This is a genomic window from Saccharopolyspora sp. 7B, from assembly GCF_020177435.1.
Classification (GTDB): domain Bacteria; phylum Actinomycetota; class Actinomycetes; order Mycobacteriales; family Pseudonocardiaceae; genus Saccharopolyspora_C; species Saccharopolyspora_C gregorii.
Genome location: NZ_JAIUKC010000115.1, coordinates 1 through 20349, shown reverse-complemented (window position 1 = coordinate 20349; position 20349 = coordinate 1). Strand labels below are relative to the sequence as shown.

The 20349-nt window shown below is 73.5% G+C and carries 16 protein-coding genes and 1 pseudogene; 10 read left to right on the top strand and 7 right to left on the bottom strand.

Annotated elements, in window-relative coordinates:
• Positions 1–97 precede the first annotated feature (97 nt).
• A complete protein-coding gene (locus LCD33_RS18450; protein WP_224959201.1) occupies positions 98–1036 on the bottom strand; it encodes an aldo/keto reductase in 939 nt (312 codons plus the stop codon).
• 266 nt (positions 1037–1302) lie between these two features.
• Here LCD33_RS18450 and LCD33_RS18445 point away from each other — a divergent pair, with 266 nt between their 5' ends.
• Complete coding sequence (locus tag LCD33_RS18445) at positions 1303–2439, top strand: epoxide hydrolase family protein (RefSeq protein WP_224968252.1); 1137 nt, start codon at positions 1303–1305, stop codon at positions 2437–2439.
• Positions 2440–3218: 779 nt separating this feature from the next.
• On the opposite strand, the pseudogene helR reads toward LCD33_RS18445, so the two are convergent.
• Positions 3219–5430, bottom strand: a pseudogene (gene helR / locus LCD33_RS18440) (RNA polymerase recycling motor ATPase HelR).
• Positions 5431–5843: 413 nt separating this feature from the next.
• Between helR and LCD33_RS18435 the strand changes: the two are divergent.
• On the top strand, positions 5844–6902 hold the full coding sequence (locus tag LCD33_RS18435; protein ID WP_224968248.1) for a glycoside hydrolase family 76 protein: 1059 nt from the start codon (positions 5844–5846) through the stop codon (positions 6900–6902).
• A 7-nt stretch (positions 6903–6909) separates the two neighbouring features.
• Here the strand turns inward: LCD33_RS18435 and LCD33_RS18430 are convergent, their stop codons facing one another.
• From LCD33_RS18430 to kstD, 5 genes are read right to left on the bottom strand one after another with little or no spacing between them, the layout of a single operon-like run.
• Positions 6910–7770, bottom strand: coding sequence for a MaoC/PaaZ C-terminal domain-containing protein (locus LCD33_RS18430; protein WP_224968246.1), 861 nt, complete (start codon positions 7768–7770; stop codon positions 6910–6912).
• Between the two features lie 9 nt (positions 7771–7779).
• Positions 7780–8787 carry a ferredoxin--NADP reductase gene (locus tag LCD33_RS18425; RefSeq protein WP_224968244.1) on the bottom strand — a complete coding sequence of 336 codons (1008 nt, stop codon included), beginning with the start codon at positions 8785–8787 and terminating at the stop codon, positions 7780–7782.
• Entirely contained in the window at positions 8784–9092 is a 309-nt protein-coding gene (locus LCD33_RS18420; protein ID WP_373689954.1) for a hypothetical protein, read from the bottom strand. The genes LCD33_RS18425 and LCD33_RS18420 overlap by 4 nt, the downstream gene beginning before the upstream one ends.
• Entirely contained in the window at positions 9089–10222 is a 1134-nt protein-coding gene (locus tag LCD33_RS18415; RefSeq protein WP_224968243.1) for a Rieske 2Fe-2S domain-containing protein, read from the bottom strand. Before LCD33_RS18415 ends, LCD33_RS18420 begins: the two co-directional genes overlap by 4 nt.
• Positions 10219–11934, bottom strand: a complete 1716-nt coding sequence (kstD, locus tag LCD33_RS18410) for a 3-oxosteroid 1-dehydrogenase (RefSeq protein WP_224968240.1) — start codon at positions 11932–11934, stop codon at positions 10219–10221. Before kstD ends, LCD33_RS18415 begins: the two co-directional genes overlap by 4 nt.
• Before the next feature lie 98 nt (positions 11935–12032).
• Between kstD and LCD33_RS18405 the strand changes: the two genes are divergently transcribed.
• The 8 genes from LCD33_RS18405 (at position 12033) to hsaB (ending at position 20098) form a co-directional block, all read left to right on the top strand.
• Positions 12033–13664, top strand: a complete 1632-nt coding sequence (locus LCD33_RS18405; RefSeq protein ID WP_224968238.1) for an FAD-binding protein — start codon at positions 12033–12035, stop codon at positions 13662–13664.
• Complete coding sequence (locus LCD33_RS18400) at positions 13651–14445, top strand: 2-keto-4-pentenoate hydratase (protein ID WP_224968236.1); 795 nt, start codon at positions 13651–13653, stop codon at positions 14443–14445. The genes LCD33_RS18405 and LCD33_RS18400 overlap by 14 nt, the downstream gene beginning before the upstream one ends.
• A 19-nt stretch (positions 14446–14464) precedes the next feature.
• The gene (locus tag LCD33_RS18395; RefSeq protein ID WP_224978083.1) at positions 14465–15376 is read left to right on the top strand and encodes an acetaldehyde dehydrogenase (acetylating); all 912 of its coding nucleotides are present in this window, start codon (positions 14465–14467) and stop codon (positions 15374–15376) included.
• On the top strand, positions 15373–16443 hold the full coding sequence (gene dmpG, locus LCD33_RS18390; protein ID WP_224968232.1) for a 4-hydroxy-2-oxovalerate aldolase: 1071 nt from the start codon (positions 15373–15375) through the stop codon (positions 16441–16443). Before LCD33_RS18395 ends, dmpG begins: the two co-directional genes overlap by 4 nt.
• A gap of 129 nt (positions 16444–16572) precedes the next feature.
• Positions 16573–17751, top strand: coding sequence for a 3-hydroxy-9,10-secoandrosta-1,3,5(10)-triene-9,17-dione monooxygenase oxygenase subunit (gene hsaA / locus LCD33_RS18385; RefSeq protein ID WP_224959198.1), 1179 nt, complete (start codon positions 16573–16575; stop codon positions 17749–17751).
• 11 nt (positions 17752–17762) lie between these two features.
• On the top strand, positions 17763–18641 hold the full coding sequence (gene hsaD, locus LCD33_RS18380) for a 4,5:9,10-diseco-3-hydroxy-5,9,17-trioxoandrosta-1(10),2-diene-4-oate hydrolase (protein WP_374201662.1): 879 nt from the start codon (positions 17763–17765) through the stop codon (positions 18639–18641).
• Positions 18642–18659: 18 nt separating this feature from the next.
• Complete coding sequence (hsaC, locus tag LCD33_RS18375) at positions 18660–19562, top strand: iron-dependent extradiol dioxygenase HsaC (RefSeq protein WP_224959199.1); 903 nt, start codon at positions 18660–18662, stop codon at positions 19560–19562.
• Positions 19559–20098 (top strand): 3-hydroxy-9,10-secoandrosta-1,3,5(10)-triene-9,17-dione monooxygenase reductase subunit, encoded by a 540-nt coding sequence (hsaB, locus tag LCD33_RS18370; protein ID WP_224959200.1) that lies wholly within the window; start codon positions 19559–19561, stop codon positions 20096–20098. The genes hsaC and hsaB overlap by 4 nt, the downstream gene beginning before the upstream one ends.
• Positions 20099–20349 lie beyond the last annotated feature (251 nt).

Here is a 20349-nt window from a genome sequence, read left to right as displayed (position 1 = left end):
GGGGGGGGGTGGGGGTCGCCGCGCCCCCCCGGCGCGCGCGGCGGTCGTGCCGTCGGCCGGTGGCGGGGGTGCTCACCGGCCAGGGGTCTGGTCGGAGTCAGGCGGAGGCCGCGTCCAGCTTCCGGAGGTCGTCGGCGGTCAGTTCCAGGTCGTGCATCGCGAGCAGCGCGGGCAGCTGCTCGGTGTTGCGGGCGGAGGCGATCGGCGCGACCACCGTCGGCTGCCGCGCGAGCCACGCCAGCGCCACCGTCGCGTGCGCCGCGCCCCGCTCGGCGGCGACCTCGTCCAGCGCGGCGAGCACCCGCGCGGAGCGCTCGCTGCCCGCGTACCGCCCGGCCAGCCGCGGTTCGCTGCGCTCGCTGTCCACGGTGCTGCCCGGCCGGTACTTGCCGGTGAGGAAACCGGAAGCGAGTGCGAAGTACGGCACGCACCCCAGCCCGGCCCGTTCGACGACGTCCCGCAGCTCGCCCTCGTAGGTGTCGCGGGAGACCAGGTTGTAGTGCGGTTGCAGCGCGACGTAGCGGGCCAGGCCCTCCCGCTCGGAGAACGCCAGCGAGTCCGCGAGCCGCTGCGGGCTGATGTTGGAGGCGGCGATCGCGCGGACCTTGCCCTCCCGAACCAGCTCGTCGAGCGCGGTGATGATGTCGGCCACCGGCACGGATTCGTCGTCGAAGTGCGTGTAGTACAGGTCGATCCGGTCGGTGCCCAACCGGCGCAGCGAGGCCTCCGCGGCCGCCTTGACGTTGGCGGGCGCGAGCCCCCTGAAGTCCGGGTGGTGGGCCACCTTCGTCGCGATGACCACGTCGTCCCGGCCGCCGCGGGCGGCGAGCCACTCGCCGATGATCCGCTCGGACTGCCCGGGCTCGTTGCCCGGCCGGTTCATGTACGAGTCGGCGGTGTCGATGAAGTTGCCGCCCGCCGCGGTGTAGGCGTCGAGGACGGCGAACGAGTCGTTCCGGTCGGCGGTCCACCCGAACACGTTGCCGCCCAAGCAGAGGCGGGAGACGGCGAGGTCGGACGAACCCAGGGTGCGCAGCTCTGTCATGGCCCCATTGGAACAGCACCCGGCACCGCTCCGCCGCGGACTCGGACCGCTGTACCGCGCGACGTGCTCGTGGAATCGTTGCGGCGCCGGAGGTCCGCGCCCGGGCGCTCCGGGCGGCGGCTCGGCTCCGCAACCCGTCACCCGACCGAGCGAGGACCGCACCATGACCACCCGGTTCCCCCTGGACCCCGTTCCGATCCACGTCTCCGACGAGGTGCTGGCCGACCTGCGCGCCTCTCGCCGCGACCAGGTCGCCGCTGGACGAGGGGAACGACGACTGGTCCTACGGCGTCCCCGCCGGCTACCTGCGCGAGCTGGTCGAGCACTGGCGGGACGGCTACGACTGGCGCGCGGCGGAGGCCGCGATCAACGCCTACGAGCACTACCAGGTGACCGTCGCCGGGGTGCCGGTGCACTTCATGCGCAAGCCGGGCCGCGGACCCCGCCCGATCCCGCTGATCCTCACCCACGGCTGGCCGTGGACGTTCTGGCACTGGTCGAAGGTGATCGACCCGCTCGCCGATCCGGGCGCGTCCGGCGGCGACCCGGCGGACGCGTTCGAGGTGATCGTGCCGTCACTGCCCGGATTCGGGTTCCCCGGGCCGCTCACCGGTTTCTCCGACGTCAACTTCTGGAAGGTCGCCGACCTCTGGCACGTCCTGATGACCGAGGTGCTGGGGCACGCGAAGTACGCCGCCGGGGGCTGCGACATCGGCGGCCTCGTCTCCAGCCAGCTCGGGCACAAGTACGCCGACGAGCTGCACGGCATCCACATCGGTTCCGGGCTGCCGCTGGACTTCTTCACCGGTCCGCGCGCCTGGGACTTCGTCCGGAACCGGCCGCTCACCGACGACCAGCCCGCCGAGCTGCGGGACCGGATCGTCGAGCTGGACCGCCGCTCGGCCTCGCACCTCGCCGTGCACGTGCTCGACGGCGGGACCCTGGCGCACGGGCTGAGCGACTCGCCCGCCGGGCTGCTCGCCTGGCTGCTGGAGCGGTGGAACTCGTGGAGCGACAACGGCGGTGACCTCGGATCGGTGTTCACCGCGGACGAGCTGCTGACGCACGCCACGATCTACTGGGCGACCAACTCGATCGGCACCTCGCTGCGCTACTACGCCAACGCCAACCGGTACCCGTGGACGCCCGCGCACGACCGGAAGCCCGTCGTGCAGGCACCGGTCGGCCTCACCTTCGTCACCTACGAGAACCCGCCCGGCATCCGCACCGCCGCCGAACGGGTCCGGGCGTTCGAGGACGGGCCGCAGGCCGCCTGGTTCAACCACGTCAACGTCAACGCGCACGACCGCGGCGGGCACTTCATCCCGTGGGAGAACCCCGAGGGCTGGGTAGCAGACCTCCGCCGAACCTTCCGCGGTCTTCGGCGGGGGTGACCGCGCCTCCCGCGAGGGGGTGGGTGGCGGAACCTCAGCGGGGCCTGTTCGGCCGAGGTCGGGTCTCGTGGGACGCCCGACTCGCCGTGTGTCAAAGGGTGCGGTGAGTTCAGTGTCGAGTGAAATCAATGTGGGTGAGGAGAAAAGCGGCGAAGCTGAGGAGGGCGGTGAGGGGCGGCCGCTTGTGCGGAGTGGGCGTGGGTAGAGCCGGCCCAGGGGTGCGGCGCAGGTGGCGGGCGGTCCGGCTTCGGCGTCGACGTGGCCGTCGGCCCAGTGCGGTGTCGGAGGCGGATCGCCTGCGCGAACTGTGAGGGCTCGCCGACCGCGCGGCTCCGGCCAGGCCGTCGAGCCGCACCTGGCTGCGCGCGGCCGGAGTGTGGGGCACCTGTGCGGCTGGGGAGTGGGGAGTGGTTGCCGGAGCGCGGCGAGCTCGGGCGTGGATGGGTGCGGGGATCGCGGTCCGTCGGGTGCTGGAGGTGCCGGGGTGCCTGCGGCGGCGCCGGGGCTTCGCCGGATCGGCTTCGCTGCGGCGCAGCTGGCGCGGGTCGTAGACCGCCGGAGGCGGGATCGAGCATCGCGAGCGAGGTCCGCGGGCGCGCCCTGCCGGTGCAGCCGCAGGCCTCGCCGTTGGTCCGAGTCCTCGATCGACGCTCGGGGCCGCGGCATCGGACCCATTAAGTGGTGCGATCAGTTCAGTGTCGAGTGAAATCAATGCTCGAAGGCGAACCGACCGAAGATGGCCGCGGAGGAGCAGGGCCCCGGCCGCGGCCGTCCGGTGACTACTGCGTCGAACCCGCCGGCACCGGGCCGTCGAGCTCCACCAGCCCGGACAGCGCCCGGAGCAGCGGTTCGCGGTGCAGCACGCCGAGCCGCTGGGTGGCGCGGGTGAGCGCCACGTACAGCTCCGCCGCGCCGCGCGGGCCGTCGGCGAGGATCCGGTCCGGATCGACGACCAGGACCGCGTCGTACTCCAGGCCCTTCGTCTCCGAAGCGGGCACCGCGCCCGGCACGTCCGGCGGCCCGATCACCACGCAGGTGCCCTCCCGGTCGGCCTCGGCCCGGGTGAACTCCGCGACGGCGGCGGGCAGCTCCTCGTCGGTGACCCGCCGCGACCACGGGGGAACACCGCAGGAGCGGACCGACTCCGGTGCCGTCACCTCCGGGGCGAACTCGGCGAGCAGCGAACCCGCGATCGCCATGATCTCCGCCGGGGTGCGGTAGTTCACCGACAGCGGCCGGTACTGCCAGCGGCCCGGCACGTAGCGGTCCAGCATCGAACCCCAGGAAGTCGCCCCGGCCGCCGAGCGGCGCTGCGCGAGGTCGCCGACCACGGTGAACGACCGCGCCGGGCAGCGCCGCATCAGCACCCGCCAGTCCATTTCGGACAGTTCTTGCGCTTCGTCGACGACGACGTGCCGGTAGGTCCAATCCCGATCGGCGGCGGCGCGCTCGGCGAGGCTGCGGGTGTCGTGCTGCACGAACCGGTCGGCGAGGTCCTCGGCGTACACCAAGTCCTGGGCGAGCAGGTGGTCCTCGTCGTCCATCATGTCGTGCCGCTCGACCTCCATGATCTCCAGGACGCCCGCCGCGTACTCCTGCTCGGCCTTGCGCTCCCGCTCGGCGGCCTGCTTCGCGGCCTGCTCGGCCGGCTTGTCCCGCCCCAGCAGGTCCACCAGCTCGTCGAGCAGCGGCACGTCCGACACCGTCCACGCCACGCCGTCGGTGCGCAGCAGCGCCGCGTCGGCTCCCGCCGCGCGCAGCCGCTCCGGGGAGGTGTACAGGTCGGCCAGCAGTTCCTGGGGGGGTGAGCACCGGCCACAGCTCGTCGAGCGCGGCGGCTAACTCCGGCTTCTCGGCCAGTTCCGCACGCAGGTCGCGGCGCAGCTGCTCGCGGGCCGCCACGTCCTGCTTGTCCAGCCAGCCCCGGCCGATGCGGGTGATCGCCCGTTCGGTGAGCACTTAGGTGACGATCTCGATGAAGGTGGCCCGGGCCTCGTTGTGCGGCAGCCCGGTGTCCCGCGCCTCCTGCCGCGCCCACTCGGCGGTGTCGGCGTCGATGCGCACCGCGGCGTCGGACAGCTCGATCGGCAGCGGTTCCGCGGGCAGCCGCTGGCGGTCGGCGACGGCGGCGGCCAGCACGTCGAGCATCCGCAGCGAACCCTTGGTCCGGGCGACCTCCGGGGCGTCCTCGGCGCTGACCTGGAGGCCCGGCACCAGGTCGCCGGGCGTCATGAACACCACGTCGGTCTCGCCCAGCGAGGGCAGCACCCGGCCGATGTGGTGCAGGAACGCCGGGTTCGGGCCCACCACCAGCACGCCGTGGCGCTCCATCCGCTCCCGCTTCGTGTACAGCAGGTAGGCGACGCGGTGCAGCGCCACCACCGTCTTGCCGGTGCCCGGCCCGCCCTCGATCACCAGCACGCCCTGGTGCTCCAGCCGGATGATCTCGTCCTGCTCGGCCTGGATGGTCGCGACGATGTCGCGCATCTCGCCGCCGCGGGGCGCGTTCACCGCCGCCAGCAGCGCGGCGTCCCCCTCCTCGGCGCCGTCGGGGCCGCCGAGGTGCTCGTCGGTGAAGCCGAGGACCTCGCGGTTGTTCGTGCGGAACTGGCGGCGGGTGCGCACGCCCTCCGGGTGCGCGCCGGTCGCCACGTAGAACGGGCGGGCCGCCGGGGCGCGCCAGTCCAGCAGCAGCGGCTCGTAGTCGTCGTCGGCGTCGAACAGCCCGATCCGGCCGATGTAGGAGCGCTGCCCGGACTCCGCTTCGAGCCTGCCGAAGCACAGCCCGTTGTCCACCACGTCCAGCCGCCGCACCTCGCGCGCCAGCGCGCGCACCTGCACGTCCCGCTCGACCAGCGACTCGCCGTCACCGCGCAGCGATGCCTTGTACTCGCCGCGCACCCGGGCGCGCTCCGCGTCGAGCCTCGCGTAGAGACCGGCGACGTGGTCGCGCTCGGACCGCAATTCCTCTTCGTACCCCTGTGCTGACACGGGCCCCTCACAGTCGCTGAACCGTCTTCCTCGCACTGCTTCGAGCGCCGGCGATGCCGCTGCCGGTGCTCGTCCCCTCGTTCGAAACCGCTGCCGGGCGCGCTCCCCTTCCCGGCCGCGCCCGTGCCGACCGCGGATGTGGACGAGGACACATCTCGTTTTCGCAGGTCTCGGCTTCGGCGGCTGATTGTGCGCCATGTCGGGGGTCTTGCCGCAAGGACCCCGGTGCGTTATAAGTTGGACGGGGAAGGGGAGCGGTGGCTCCCCTTTTTCGCGTCCAGCTTCCTCCACGTTCCGGAGTGGACCGGCAGCGGCCTGCCGCCGCCGGGGTGAGCCGCGTTGACAGCGCCGCGCGGGCCCGGTGATCGTGGAAGCGCTCCCGCGCGGCACCGGGCGGGGCGGAGGGGGCTGCCATGACCGGATTCCGAGTGCTCGGTCTGCTGTGCTGCCTGCTGCTGTGCGCCCCGGCCGCGCCCGCGGCGGGCGTCGCGGACAGCCCCGGCGGTGCGGCCGCGACGGCGTTGATGGGGCGCTACCGCGAGGACATCGGGCTGTTCGACACCGGGAACTGGTGGACCTCGGCGAACGCGCTGACGGCGCTGATCGAGAGCATCCGGATCAGCGGGGATCGCGAGCACGAGCACGCCATCGCCCGCACCTACGAGCTGAACCTGAACGCCCAGGGCGGGGACTTCCGCAACGACTACCTCGACGACACCGGGTGGTGGGGGCTGGCATGGGTGGCCGCGCACGACCTCACCGGGGACGAGCGGTACCTGGCGACGGCGCGCGCCGACGCCGACCACATGGCGGCGCACTGGACGCCGGAGTGCGGTGGCGGGGTGCTGTGGCACCGGGAGAAGGCTTACAAGAACGCGATCACCAACGAGCTCTACGTCGAGCTGAACGCGGCGCTGCACAACAGGATTCCCGGGGACACGACCTACTTGCAGCGGGCTCGCGAGGGGTGGTCGTGGTTCGAGGGCAGCGGCATGATCGGGGAGGGCGGGCTGGTCAACGACGGGCTCACCGGGGAGTGCGCGAACAACGGCGACACGGCGTGGACGTACAACCAGGGCGTGCTGCTGGGCGGGTTGGTGGAGCTGCACCGCGCCACCGGGGACGCGGCGCTGCTGGAGCGGGCGCGGGCGCTCGCCGACGCCTCGACCGGCTCGGCCTACCTGAACCCGGACGGGGTCCTGCGCGAGCCGGTCGAGGGTGACGACTGCGATGGTGACGGGGCTTCGTTCAAGGGGCCGTACGTGCGCGGGCTGGGTGTGCTGAACGCGGAGTTGGCCGACCACCCGTACACCGGTTACCTGGCGCGGCAGGCGGATGCGGCCCACGCCCGCGACCGCGACGAGCAGGACTCGTACGGTCCGCACTGGAACGGGCCGTGGGTGGAGCCGGGTGTCGGGCACGGTTGCCAGCACAGCGCGCTGGACCTGCTCAACGCCGCGGGGCGCACCTGAGCCGAGCTCACCTGGTGGTGAGGGTGATGCCGTCGAGGACGACGGTGTCGTCCCGTTCCGGGACGGTGGTGGTGGCGAGCAGTTCGCCACCGGGTTCGGTCCAGACGCGGGTGCGGAGGGTCTCGCCGGGGTGCACGACGCCGGCGAAGCGGGCGCCGAAGGAGGCGACGCGGGCGACCTCGCCGTCGAGCACGGTGTCCACGATGGACTTGCACACCACGCCGTAGGTGCACAGCCCGTGCAGGATCGGTCGCTCGAACCCGGCGGCCGCGGCGAACGCGGGATCGGCGTGCAGCGGGTTGCGGTCGCCGCAGAGCCGGTACAGCAGCGCCTGCCGCGGTTCGGTGCGGGAGTCGACCACCAGGTCCGGTTCCCGCCGCGGGAGTTCGACGCGCGGGGTGGCACCGCGGTGCCCGCCGAAGCCGCCCTCGCCGCGGGCGAAGATCATCGAGCGGGCGGAGCACAGCGGCCCGGCGGCGTCGGTGAGCACGGTCTCCTGCACGATCACCGCGGCCTTGCCCTTGTCCAGCACGTCGACGATGCGGGTGGTGGCGCGGGCGCCGCCGGAGACCGGCAGCGGGCGGTGCGGGGTGATCTCCTGCGAGCCGTGCAGCACCTTCGCCAGGTCCACTTCGACGCCGGGGAAGGACAGCGCCGGAGGTTCGAACTGGCGCAGGTTCGGCGCCACCACCGCGAAGGTGGGCAGCACGTGCAGGTCCTGCTCGTAGGCGTAGCGCAGTTCGCCCGGATCGGTCGGCGGGTCTCCGGCGCCGAGCGCGAGGTGGTAGAGCAGCACGTCGGATTCGGTCCAGGTGACGTCCTGGTCGGCGACGGTGGCTCCGATGGCCAGGTCCGGGTCGATGGGCATGCGGCTCCTTCACTCGTAGCTGACGTGGACCTCGTCGGTGACCGGGAACGACTGGCAGGCCAGCACGATCCCGTCGTCGAGGTCCTGCTGCTCCAGGATGTCGTTGCGCTCCATGCTGACCTCCCCGGCGGTGATGCGGCAGGCGCAGGCGCTGCACGCGCCCTGCCTGCAGGAGAACGGGGCGTCGATGCCGCGGTCCAGCAGCAGGTCCAGCAGTCGCTGCCGCCGGGGCCAGTCCAGCCGGTGCCGGTCGCCGTCGATCTCCACGTGCGCGGTGGCCCATCCTCCCGCGGCGTCCTCCGCCGCGGTCGGCGGGTCCTGCTCGAAGGGGTTGGCGGTCAGCGAGTGGAAGCGCTCCACGTGCAGCCGCCCGGGGGCGGTGGCGAGGGCTTCGGTGGCGACGTCCATGAACGCGTTCGGGCCGCAGACGAAGACCTCGCGGTCGGCGAACGGTGCGGTGAGCGCGCGCAGCGCCGCGGCGTCGGGCAGGCCCTGCACGGTCTCCAGCCAGTGCAGCACCACGAGCCGTTCCGGGTGTTCGGCGGCGAGGTGCCGCAGCGCTTCGGCGAAGATGACCGAGCGTTCGTCCCGGTTGGCGTAGAGCAGGGCGATCCGGCCGGTCCCGGCGGCGAGCGCGGAGCGCGTGATGGACATGATCGGGGTGATGCCGCTGCCGCCGGCCAGCAGCAGGAAGTCGGCGTCCAGCGACTTCGGGCTGAAGCCGCCGTCGGGGGGCAGCACGTCCAGCACCGTTCCGGCGGTGACGTGGTCGCACAGCCAGTTGGAGCCGCGGCCGTCGGGCACGCGTTTGACGGTGACCCGCAGGGCGGTGCCGGTGTGCGGGGAACTGGACAGCGAGTAGCAGCGGGCGAGGGAGCCGCCGCGCTCGCCCGGAACCCGCAGGGTGAGGAATTGCCCGGGGCGGTAGGAGAAGTCGTCCCCGGGGTCGGCGAACACGAGGGAGCGGGCGTCCGGGGATTCCTCGACGACCTCGTCGACCTTGAGCCGGTGGATCATGGCGCCTCCCGATCGTGGCGCAGCCGCGCACCGATGCTGTCCTCCAGGTCGGGGCAGCCGGGGACGTGCGCGGTGCTGCCGCCGCGGGCGGCGTCGGCGAGCGCGGGGCAGTCCTGGGCGGCGCGGCGGGTCCACTGCACGCTGGTGTGGGCGGGGCTGTTCTTCTTGGCCAGCACGCAGGTTCCGCACCGGTCGCAGCGCACCGGTCGCAGGCCGCCTTCGAGCTGTTCGCGGCGGTCGGCGGCGGTGCGTTCGTGCAGCGCGGCGTCGCCCGCGGGTGCTTTGGCCCAGTCCGGCGGGTTCACGGGGAGTCCGCCCGGCGGGCCAGGTTGTCGGCGACCTCCTGCTCCCAGGCGATGTTCGCGCGGGTGGTGTCCACTTCGAACTCGAAGCGGCCGGTCATGTCCTCGGTGAGGTCGGCGACGTCGGTGTAGAACTGGTCGTACCAGCGGCGCAGCTGGTAGACGGGGCCGTCCTCCTCGCACAGCAGCGGGTTGTCGATGCGGGTCTTGTTGCGCCAGATCTCCACGTCCTGCAGGAATCCGACGCTGGTGCCCTTGGCGATCTTGGCGGCCATCGCGTCGGCCTGCTCGTCGTCGAGGCCGGGCAGCTTCTTGGCCAGCACGCCCCACTGCAGCACGAAGGAGTTCGCGGTCACCGGGTAGTGGCAGTTGATCAGGATGGTCTCGACGGTGGTGCCGCGGTGCTGATTCCACAGCCGGTCGATCATGTAGGAGGGCCCGTAGTAGGAGGCTTCGGAGACGCCGAGGTTGTCCTCGCCGGAGTAGTTGGAGCGGGAGCCGACGTCGGGCCGGCCCTTGGTGTTGAGGTACTGGGTGGCGACGTGCCCGTCGAAGACGTTCTTGAAGTAGGTGGGGAAGGCGAAGTGCACGTAGAAGAAGTGCGCCATGTCCACCACGTTGTCCACGATCTCGCGGCAGTGCGAGCCTTCGATGAACACCGAGTCCCAGGTCCAGCTGCTCCACTCCGGGTCGCCGACCTCGGGGAGTTCGGGGATGGCGACCTCGTCGGTGGGTGCGGAGCCCTCGGGGTCGTGCCAGACGAACAGCTGCCCGTTGCGTTCCAGGCAGGTCCAGGCCTGGGTGCGGGCGCGCAGCGGGATGCGCTTGGCGTAGGGGATGCCGACGCAGCGGCCTGCGCCGGACCAGCGCCAGTCGTGGAACGGGCAGGCGACGGCGTCGCCCTTGATGCTGCCCTGGCTGAGGTCGCCGCCCATGTGCCTGCAGTAGGCGTCGAGGACGTGCAGCGCGCCGTCGCCGGCTTGGAAGACGACGAGCTTGCCGCCGAAGGCTTCGACGGGGTGCGGTCTGCCGTCCTTGAAGGTCTCGGCGAGGCCGAGGCAGTGCCAGCCGCGGGCGAACCTGGTGGGCGGGGTTCCGACGTCGATGGTGCGCACGTCGTCGTTCGGCGTCATCGCTGGCTCCTCCGTTCACCCCGGTCGGGGTTCGCAGCGGGTTCGGGTGCCGCGCCTGCCATGTGCAGCGCGGCGAGGTGGCCGAAGGTCATGGCCGGGCCGAGGGTGGCGCCCGGTCCGGCGTAGGTGCGGCCCATCGCGGCGGCGCTGGTGTTGCCCGCCGCGTAGAGGCCGGGGATCGGTGCGTCGTCGGTGCGCAGCACGCGGGCGTGCGCGTCGGTGCGCAGCCCGCCCTTGGTGCCGAGGTCGCCGGGCACGATGCGCACCGCGTAGTACGGGGCGGTGGTCAGCTCCGCCAGGCAGGGGTTGGGCCGGTTGGTGGGGTCGCCGTAGTAGCGGTCGTAGGCGCTGCGGCCGCGGCCGAAGTCGGTGTCCTCGCCGGTGCGGGCGTGCGCGTTGAACCGTTCGACGGTGCGGCGCAGCGGTTCGGCGGGGACGTCGATGGCGGCGGCGAGTTCGGCGAGGGTGTCGGCGCGGTGGACGGCTCCGGCGTCGTACCAGCGGCGGGGGAACGGGCGGCGTGGGCCGAGCCCGGCGAACGGGTAGCGGTTCCGGTAGCGCTGGTCGGCGATCAGCCAGGTCGGGATGTTGCGGGCGGGTCCGTCGCCGGGCCCGTACATGGCGTGCACGGCGTCGACGTAGGGCGCGGCCTCGTTGACGAACCGCTCGCCGTCGCCGTTGACCAGGAGGCAGCCGGGCAGGGTGCGTTCGGCGAGGCAGAACCAGGGGCCGCCGGTGAGCGGGATCGACGGTCCCCACCAGGCGTCGTCCATCAGGTCGACGTCGGCGCCGATGCGCTGGGCGGCGCGGATCGCGTCGCCGGTGTTGGCGGCGGCGCCGACGGTCCAGTCGGTGCCGATGGGGGCGCGCTGGTGGCGTCGGCGCATCTCGGCGTCGCGTTCGAAGCCGCCCGCGGCCAGCAGCACGCCGCGGCGCGCGCGCAGCGCGACCTCCGCGCCGTCGCGGCGCACCAGCACGCCGGTGACGCGGCCGTCCTCGTGCAGCAGGTCGAGCAGCGGGGTGTCCAGCCACAGCGGCACGCCCTGGTCGCGGAGTCCGGCGCGCAGGGCGGCGGCGAGCGCTTGCCCGCGCACCAGCAGCCGTTTGCGCAGCAGGGTGGCGAGCAGGTAGCGGGTGCCGACGCGCAGCGCGCGCAACACGCCGCGGGGGTGCCGGGCGACGAGGTTGAGCCGGCGGAAGTCGGCTTGGGTGACGGCGAAGTTCGGCGGTGCCTTGGTGAAGTCCGGTTCCAGCCGGTCGAGCTCGTCGCCGAGGAGGCGGCCGTCGAGGGGTTTCGGTTCGACGGATCTGCCTTCGGCCCGTCCGCCGGGGGCTTCGGGGTAGTAGTCGGAGTAGCCGGGGACCCAGCGCAGCCGCAGCGGGGTGGCGGCGAGGACCTCGTCGAGCATCGCGGGCCCGTGGTCGAGGAACGCGCGGCGCAGTTCGGCGGGGGCGGTGTCGCCGACGATGTGGTCCAGGTAGGCCGCGGCCCGCTCGGGGGTGTCGTCGTGGCGGGCGAGCACCGCGTTGCCCGGCAGCCACAGGCCGCCGCCGGAGCGCGCGGTGGATCCGCCGTAGCGGGCGGCCTTCTCCACCAGCACCGCGCGCAGGCCGGCCCGCGCGGCGGTGATCGCCGCGGTCATCCCGGCCGCGCCGCTGCCTACGACCACGACGTCGAACCGGTCGTCGGGTGTCGGGACGGGTGCGCTCATGCCACCTCCATCGCTCGCAATACTGAAACAGGTTATAGTTTTAGTCGACGTGGCGCTACGGTGACGACCTGGAACATGAACGTGCAGTCGAGTGGCCGATGCAGAACCTGTTTCACTCGGAGGGTGCCGTGGGCGAGGAGATCGAGGCGGACGTGGTCGTCGTGGGGTTCGGCGTCGCGGGCGCCTGCGCCGCGCTCGAAGCCGCCGAGGCCGGTGCCGAGGTCGTCGTGCTCGACCGGTTCGGCGGGGGCGGCACCAGCAGGCTCTCCGGCGGCATCGTCTACGCCGGGGGCGGCACCCGCCCGCAGCGCGCCGCGGGCGTCACCGACTCGGTCGAGGATGTGTACGCCTACCTGCGCGCCGAGGTCGGCGACGCGGTGTCCCCGGCGACGCTGCGCCGCTTCTGCGCGGGTGGCCCCGAGATGATCGACTGGCTGGAAGCCAGGGGAGTGCGCTTCGGCGACGCCCTCGCGCCGTACAAGACCTCCTACCCGAGTCGCCGCCACCACCTGTACTACTCCGGCAGCGAGGCCGCGGGCGGCTTCCGCGACCTCGCCCGGCCCGCGCCGCGCGGGCACCGGCCGGTGGGGCGCGGCACCTCCGGGAAGGTGCTGCACACCGCGCTGGCCCGAGCGGTGCGCGCCGCCGGGGTGCGGATCCTCGACCAGACCCGCGTCACCGGGCTGATCCGCGACGGCGGCGAGGTGCACGGCGTCGAGTGCGCCACCCTGCGCACCGCGGCCCGGCCCGCGCGGGCGCTGCACCGGACCGCTGCGCGGCTGGCCGCGAAACCCGGCATCTACCTGCCCGTCCTGGCCCGGCGGTTGCACGCGGTCGCCGAACGGGTCGAACGCCGCCGCGCCGTGCCGCTGCGGATCCGCGCCCGCCGCGGGGTGGTGCTCGCCGCGGGCGGGTTCATCGCCGACCGGGAGCTGCTGCGCCACCACGCGCCGCGCCACCGCGGCGGGCTGCCGCTGGGCACCCGCGCCGACGACGGCAGCGGCATCCGGCTCGGCCGGTCCGCGGGCGGCACCACCGACAAGCTCGGCAACGTCTCGGTGTGGCGGTTCATCACCCCGCCCAGCGAGTTCCTGCACGGCGTGCTCGTCGACGAGCACGGGAAGCGGGTCTGCGACGAATCCCGCTACGGCGCCGCGCTGGGCGATGCGCTGGTCCACCACCACGGCGGGCGCGGCTGGCTGCTCATCGACGCCGAGACCCGGCGCCGCGCGCTCCGCTCGCTGCCCCGGCAGACCGTGTGGTTCCAGCTGCTGCAGGCGCTGCACCTGCTGCACCGCCGAGCGGTGACCGCCCCGACGATCACCGAGGTCGCCGAGCTCGCCGGCATCGACCCGGCCGGGCTCGCCGCCACCGCCCACGCCCACGACACCGCCGCGCCCGGCGCGGACCCGGTGGGCAAACCCGCCGAGTTCGTGCGGCCGCTGCGCACCCCGCCGTACACGCTGCTGGACCTGTCGATCCGGCCCAGCGCCGCTTACCCGTGCCCGATGCTCACCCTCGGCGGGCTGCGCGTCGACGAGGACACCGGTGCGGTGCTCGACGAGCGGGACCGGCCGGTGCCCGGGCTGCACGCCGCGGGGCGCACCGCGGTGGGGCTGTGCTCGAACTCCTACGTCAGCGGGCTCTCGCTGGCCGACTGCGTGTTCTCCGGGCGGCGCGCGGGGCACTGGCTGGCGCCCGGTGGAGGAGGGGAACGTGCTCACGGATGACCAGCGCGAGGACCTGGCGACGCGACTGCGGCGGGCCGAGCGGGACCGGGCCCCGATCCCGCCGCTGACCGACTCGCACCCCCTGCTGACCGCGGAGGACGCCTACGAGATCCAGCTCGGCAACATCCGGCGACGACTGCCCGGCACCGAGGTCGTGGGGCACAAGGTGGGCCTGTCCTCCCCGGTGATGCAGGCGATGATGGGCGTCGACGAACCCGACTACGGCCACCTGCTCGCCGACATGCGCCTCGACCCGGACGTGCCGGTGGCGGTGCGGCGCTACTGCTTCCCGCGGGTGGAGGTGGAGGTCGGGTTCCTGCTCGGCGCCGACCTGCCCGGCCACGGCTGCACCGAACGCGACGTGCTGGCCGGGACCGCGGCGCTGGTGCCCGCGATCGAGCTGATCGACAGCCGCATCGCGGACTGGCGCATCCGGCTGGCCGACACCATCGCCGACAACGCCTCCTCCGCCGGATTCGTGCTGGGGGAGCAGCGGATTCCGCCGGATTCGGTCGATCCGCGGGCCATCGACGCGGTGCTGCACCGGGACGGGGAGCGGGTCGCGACCGGGCGATCGGACGCGGTGCTCGGCGATCCGGTGCGGGCGGTGGCGTGGCTGGCGCGCAAGGTCGCCGGGTTCGGGGTGCGGCTGCGCGCCGGGCACGTGGTGCTGCCCGGTTCCTGCACCCGTGCGGTGGACGTGGGGGCGGGGGCGGCCTTCACGGCCGAGTTCAGCACCGGCGGGCGGCGGCTCGGCGCCTCGTCGGTGACGTTCCGATGACGCTTCGAGGAGCTCGATGATGAGTACGGGCAAGGCGACCGCGGCGATCGTGGGGTCCGGCAACATCGGCACCGACCTGCTGCACAAGCTGCACCGGTCCCCGCTGCTGGCGCCCCGCTGGATGGCGGGCATCGACCCGGGCAGCGCGGGGCTGCGGCGGGCCCGCGAGCTCGGGGTGGCCGCCGACGCGGGCGGGGTGGACTGGCTGCTGGCCCAGGACGAGCGCCCCGACGTGGTGTTCGAGGCGACCTCCGCGGCCGTGCACCGCGCGAACGCGCCCCGCTACGCCGAAGCCGGGATCCGGGCCGTGGACCTCACCCCGGCGGCGGTGGGCCCGGCGGTGGGGGGGGCGGTGAACCTCGGCGAGCACCTGGCGGCACCCGACCTGAACCTGATCACCTGCGGCGGGCAGGCCACCATCCCGCTGGTGCACGCCGTCGCCCGTGCCGCCCCGGTGCGCTACGCCGAGATCGTGGCCTCGGTCGCGTCGGTGTCGGCGGGTCCGGGCACGCGGGCGAACATCGACGAGTTCACCCGCACCACCGCCCGCGGGATCGAGCGCATCGGCGGCGCCGCGCGCGGCAAGGCGATCATCGTGCTCAACCCGGCCGACCCGCCGATGATCATGCGGGACACCGTGTTCTGCGCGGTGCCACCGGATTCCGACCGGGAGGCGATCAGCGGCTCGCTGCACCGGATGGTCGCCGAGATCGCCGGCTACGTGCCCGGCTACCGGCTGCTGGGCGAACCGCAGTTCGACCTGCTCGGCGACGACCTGCGGGTCGGGGTGTTCGTCGAGGTCGAAGGCGCCGGTGACTTCCTCCCGCCGTACGCGGGGAACCTGGACATCATGACCGCCGCGGCGGTGCGGGTGGGCGAGCAGCTCGTCCGCGCGGGCCGCCCGGCCGACGCGGAGGAGCGGATCTCGTGACCGAGCTGCCCAGGACGTTCTCCGACGAGCTGGACGTGCGCATCACCGACACCTCGCTGCGCGACGGTTCGCACCACAAGCGGCACCGGTTCACCGCCGAGGAGGTGCGCGCGATCGTGACCGCGCTCGACGGGGCCGGGGTGCCGGTGATCGAGGTGAGCCACGGCGACGGGCTCGGCGGTTCCTCGTTCACCTACGGCTTCTCCGCCACGCCCGAGCAGGAGCTGATCGCGCTCGCCGCCCGCACCGCCCGCCGCGCGAAGATCGCGTTCCTGGTGCTGCCCGGCGTCGGCGTGCTCGACGACATCGCCGCCGCCCAGGACGGCGGTGCGCAGGTGTGCCGGATCGCCACGCACTGCACCGAGGCCGACGTGTCGGTGCAGCACTTCCGGCTGGCCCGGGAGCGCGGCCTGGAGACCGTCGGATTCCTGATGATGGCGCACTCCCGCCCGCCGGAGGAGCTGGCCGCGCAGGCCCGGATCATGGTGGACGCGGGCTGCCAGTGCGTGCACGTGGTGGATTCGGCCGGGGCGCTGGTGCTGGAGCAGGTCGCCGACCGGGTCGCGGCGATCGCCGCCGAGATCGGCGCGGAGGCGCAGGTCGGGTTCCACGGGCACGAGAACCTGGGCGTGGCGGTGGCGAACTCGGTGGCCGCGGCGCGGGCGGGCGCGGTGCAGATCGACGGCAGCGCCCGCCGGTTCGGCGCCGGGGCGGGCAACACGCCGGTGGAGGCGTTCGTCGGGGTGTGCGACAAGCTGGGCATCCGCACCGGCGTGGACTTCTTCGCGATCGCCGACGCCGCCGAGGACGTGGTGCGCCCGGCGATGCCGCAGGAATGCCTGCTGGACCGCGCCGCGCTGATGATGGGCTACGCCGGGGTGTATTCGAGCTTCCTGCGGCACGCGGAGGTGCAGGCCGAGCGCTACGGGGTGGACGCGGCGGCGCTGCTGGTGCGGGCGGGGGAGCGGAAGCTCGTCGGCGGGCAGGAAGACCAGCTGATCGCGCTCGCGCTGGAGCTGCGGGCGGCAGCGGAGTCCGATGTGGACGGTGCCCGATCCTCGACATGAACGAGAACGTGTTCTAGTATCGGCGAGTGGTGCGCGAGCCGTGCTGGAAACGGGTTCAGCACCACGAGTCGAGCCACCGGCGGAACAAGTTCCACGACGTGCCCGCGGGCGCGGGAACGGGAGCGCGTGATGAGCGAGCAGGACGGGCGGCGGATCGTCGACGAGGTGCGCGGGCTGCTGCCGGGGCTGCGGGAACGCGCGCAGAAGGCCGAGGACGCCCGCCGCCTCCCCGAGGAGACCATCGAGGAGCTCCAGCGCACCGGGTTCTTCCGGATGCTGCAACCCGCCCGCTACGACGGCGTCGAAGCCCACCCGGTCGACTTCTACCGCGCCGTCCGGCTGCTCGGCAGCGCCTGCGGCTCCACCGGCTGGGTCGCCTCCATCCTCGGCGTGCACCCCTGGCACCTCGCGCTGTTCCCGCAGCAGGCGCAGGACGAGGTGTGGGCCGAGGACCCGAGCACGCTGGTGTCCTCCTCCTACGCGCCGATGGGCCGGGCGACCGTCGTCGACGGCGGCTACCGGCTGTCCGGGCGCTGGAGCTTCTCCTCCGGCTGCGACCACGCGAGCTGGGCGTTCGTCGGCGGGCCCGCCCACGACGCGGCGGGCGAGGTGGTGGACTTCTGCACCTACCTGGTGCCGCTGGGCGACTACCGCGTCGACGACGTGTGGGACACCGTGGGCCTGCGCGGCAGCGGCAGCAACGACGTCGTCGTGGACGACGTGTTCGTGCCCGCGCACCGCGCGCTGAGCTTCCTGGCCATGTCCGAGGTCCGCTGCCCCGGCCACGAGATCAACACCGGCCCGCTGTACCGGCTGCCGTGGGGAACCGTGCACCCCACCACCATCACCGCGCCCATCATCGGCATGGCCCAGGGCGCCTACGACGCGCACGTCGAGCACCAGGGAGCACGGGTCCGCGCCGCCTACGCCGGCGAGAAGTCCAAGGAGGACCCGTTCGCGAAGGTGCGCATCGCCGAGGCCGCCAGCGAGATCGACGCCGCCTGGCTGCAGCTCAGCGGCAACATCGCCGAGGAGTACGAGCTCGTCGCCGCCGGCGAGCAGGTGCCGATGGCGCTGCGGCTGCGCGCCCGCCGCGACCAGGTCCGCGCCACCACCCGCTGCATCGAGGCGATCGACCGGCTCTTCGAGAACTCCGGCGGGCGGGCGCTGGCCACCGGCACCCCCATCCAGCGGTTCTGGCGGGACGCGCACGCCGGGCGGGTGCACGCCGCCAACGACCCGGAACGCGCCTACACGATGTTCGGCACCGGCGAATTCGGCCTGCCGATCAAGGATTCGATGGTGTGAGGGGAGAAACCGTGGGCACCGCAGCGGAAACCGAGCTCGACGAGCACTCCACCGGCCGCACCGCCGCACTCCCGTCCGGGCTGCGGCTGCACTACCACGAGGCGGGCCCCGAGCACGCCGACGCGGTGGTGCTGCTGCACGGCGGCGGCCCCGGCGCCTCCGCGTGGAGCAACTTCAGCCGCAACGTCCCCGTGCTCGCCCGGAACTTCCGCACCATCGCCGTGGACCAGCCCGGTTTCGGCCGTTCCGGCAAGCCCACCGAGCACGGCCAGTACTTCACCCACAGCGCCACCGCCCTGCACGAGCTGTTCGACGTGCTCGGGCTGGGACGCGCGCACCTGCTGGGCAACTCGCTCGGCGGCGGGACCGCCGTCCGCTTCGCGCTGGAGCACCCGGACCGGGCCGGGCGGCTGGTGCTGATGGGCCCGGGCGGGCTGAGCCTGAACCTGTTCGCGCCGGACCCCACCGAAGGCGTGCGGCGGCTCGCCGAGTTCTCGGCCCCGCCGGGGCCGAGCAAGCAGAAGCTCGAAGCGTTCCTGCGCACCATGGTGCACGACCAGTCGCTGATCACCGACGAGCTGCTGGAGCAGCGCTACGCGGCCGCCGCCGACCCGGAGTCGCTGGCCGCGATGCGCGCGATGGGCGAGTCGTTCCGCCGCGCCGAGACCGTCGAGCAGGGCCTGCTGTGGCGGGAGGCCCACCGGCTGCGGCAGCGGGTGCTGCTGGTGTGGGGACGCGAGGACCGGGTGAACCCGCTGGACGGGGCGCTGCTGGCGCTGAAGCTGATCCCGCGCGCGCAGCTGCACGTCTTCGGCGGCTGCGGGCACTGGGCGCAGCTGGAGAAGTTCGCCGAGTTCAACCGGCTCGTCCAGGACTTCTTGCTGGACTGACGATCGAGGGAGTGCGCGATGGGCATCCGCTCGCTGGGATACCTGCGGATCGAGGCCACCGACGTCGAGGCGTGGCGGGTGTTCGGCACCAAGGTCCTCGGCATGATCGAGGGCGACGGGCCCGACCCGGACGCGGTGTACTTCCGGATGGACGACTTCCCGGCCCGGCTGGTGATCGTCCCCGGGGAGGCCGACCGGCTCGCCCAGACCGGCTGGGAGGCCGCGAACGAAGCGGAAGTCGCCGAGGTGGCGCGGAACCTGGACGCCGCCGGGGTGTCCTGGAAGGCCGGGGACGCCGCCGACCTCGCCGACCGGCGGGTGTGCGGGCTGATCCGCTTCGAGGACCCCTCCGGCAACACCCAGGAGGTCTTCCACGGCGCCGAACTGCGGCACCGCCGCGTGGTCAGCCCCTACGGGCACCGGTTCGTCACCGAGGAGCAGGGCCTCGGGCACGTGGTGCTGTCCACCCACGACGACGCGGCGGCGCTGCACTTCTACCGCGACGTGCTGGGTTTCCGGCTGCGCGACTCGATGCGGCTCGCCCCCGAACTCGTCGGCAGGCCCGCCGACGGGGAACCGGCGTGGCTGCGGTTCTTCGGCTGCAACCCGCGCCACCACAGCCTGGCGTTCCTGCCGATGCCGACGCCCAGCGGCATCGTCCACCTCATGGTGGAGGTCGCCGACGTGGACGACGTGGGCCTGGCGCTGGACCGCGCGCAGCGGCGGAAGGTGCCGCTGTCGGCGACGCTGGGCAGGCACGTCAACGATCTGATGCTGTCGTTCTACCTGCGCTCGCCCGGCGGCTTCGACGTCGAGTTCGGCTGCGAGGGCAGGCAGGTCGCCGACGAGGACTGGATCGCCCGGGAGAGCACCGCGGTGAGCCTGTGGGGTCACGACTTCAGCATCGGGGCCCGCGGATGACCTCGGCCACCGGGCGGGTCGAACCGGACCAGGCGAGTTTCCGGCGCGTGCTCGGCCGGTTCTGCACCGGGGTCACCGTGGTCGCCGGGATGGACGGCGACCGCCCGGTCGGCTTCACGTGCCAGTCGTTCGCGGCGCTGTCGCTGGACCCGCCGCTGGTGCTGTTCTGCCCCGGGCGCGGTTCCCGGACCTGGCCGCTGCTGGCGGCGTCCGGGCGGTTCTGCGTGAACGTGCTCGCCGACCGGCAGGAAGCGGTGAGCACCGCGTTCGGCCGCGGTGGTGCGGACAAGTTCGCCGAGGTCGGCTGGCACCCGGCGCCCTCGGGATCCCCGGTGCTCGACGACGTGCTGGCGTGGGCGGACTGCGCCGTCGACGCGGTCCACGAGGCGGGCGACCACTACGTCGTCGTCGGCCGGGTGCACGCCCTCGGCGAGGGAGACCCGCGCCGCCCGCTGCTGTTCTACCGCGGCGGCTACGCGAACGTGGAGGAACCGCCGCCGCCCCTGATCTGGCCCCGCGAGGACGACTGGCTCTGACGCGGCGTCCCGCCCGGTGCCGGTCGAGGGGCGGGTCGCCGGGGCCGTCCTGGGGAGGCCGGGCCGGTTCCCGCCGGGTGGGCGAGCACGGCCGCGTCGAATCCCACCCGCACGCCGAACGCGCCCAGCGCTGGGGACGTGGGAACCCGGCGCGCACCCGGCGAACCCCACGGCTACGCGAGCGCGGTGCGCCTGCGCGGCCGACTCACCGCAGGTCGGGTTTGCGGACCTTGCCGGTGGGGGTGCGGGGG

Coding starts and splice junctions, on each gene's coding strand:
- LCD33_RS18405 (WP_224968238.1), top strand. CDS start 12,033: ATGCAGAACCTGTTTCACTCGGAGGGTGCCGTGGGCGAGGAGATCGAG.
- hsaB (WP_224959200.1), top strand. CDS start 19,559: ATGACCTCGGCCACCGGGCGGGTCGAACCGGACCAGGCGAGTTTCCGG.
- LCD33_RS18435 (WP_224968248.1), top strand. CDS start 5,844: ATGACCGGATTCCGAGTGCTCGGTCTGCTGTGCTGCCTGCTGCTGTGC.
- LCD33_RS18415 (WP_224968243.1), bottom strand. CDS start 10,222: ATGACGCCGAACGACGACGTGCGCACCATCGACGTCGGAACCCCGCCC.
- LCD33_RS18425 (WP_224968244.1), bottom strand. CDS start 8,787: ATGATCCACCGGCTCAAGGTCGACGAGGTCGTCGAGGAATCCCCGGAC.
- LCD33_RS18430 (WP_224968246.1), bottom strand. CDS start 7,770: ATGCCCATCGACCCGGACCTGGCCATCGGAGCCACCGTCGCCGACCAG.
- LCD33_RS18395 (WP_224978083.1), top strand. CDS start 14,465: ATGAGTACGGGCAAGGCGACCGCGGCGATCGTGGGGTCCGGCAACATC.
- kstD (WP_224968240.1), bottom strand. CDS start 11,934: ATGAGCGCACCCGTCCCGACACCCGACGACCGGTTCGACGTCGTGGTC.
- hsaA (WP_224959198.1), top strand. CDS start 16,573: ATGAGCGAGCAGGACGGGCGGCGGATCGTCGACGAGGTGCGCGGGCTG.
- hsaC (WP_224959199.1), top strand. CDS start 18,660: ATGGGCATCCGCTCGCTGGGATACCTGCGGATCGAGGCCACCGACGTC.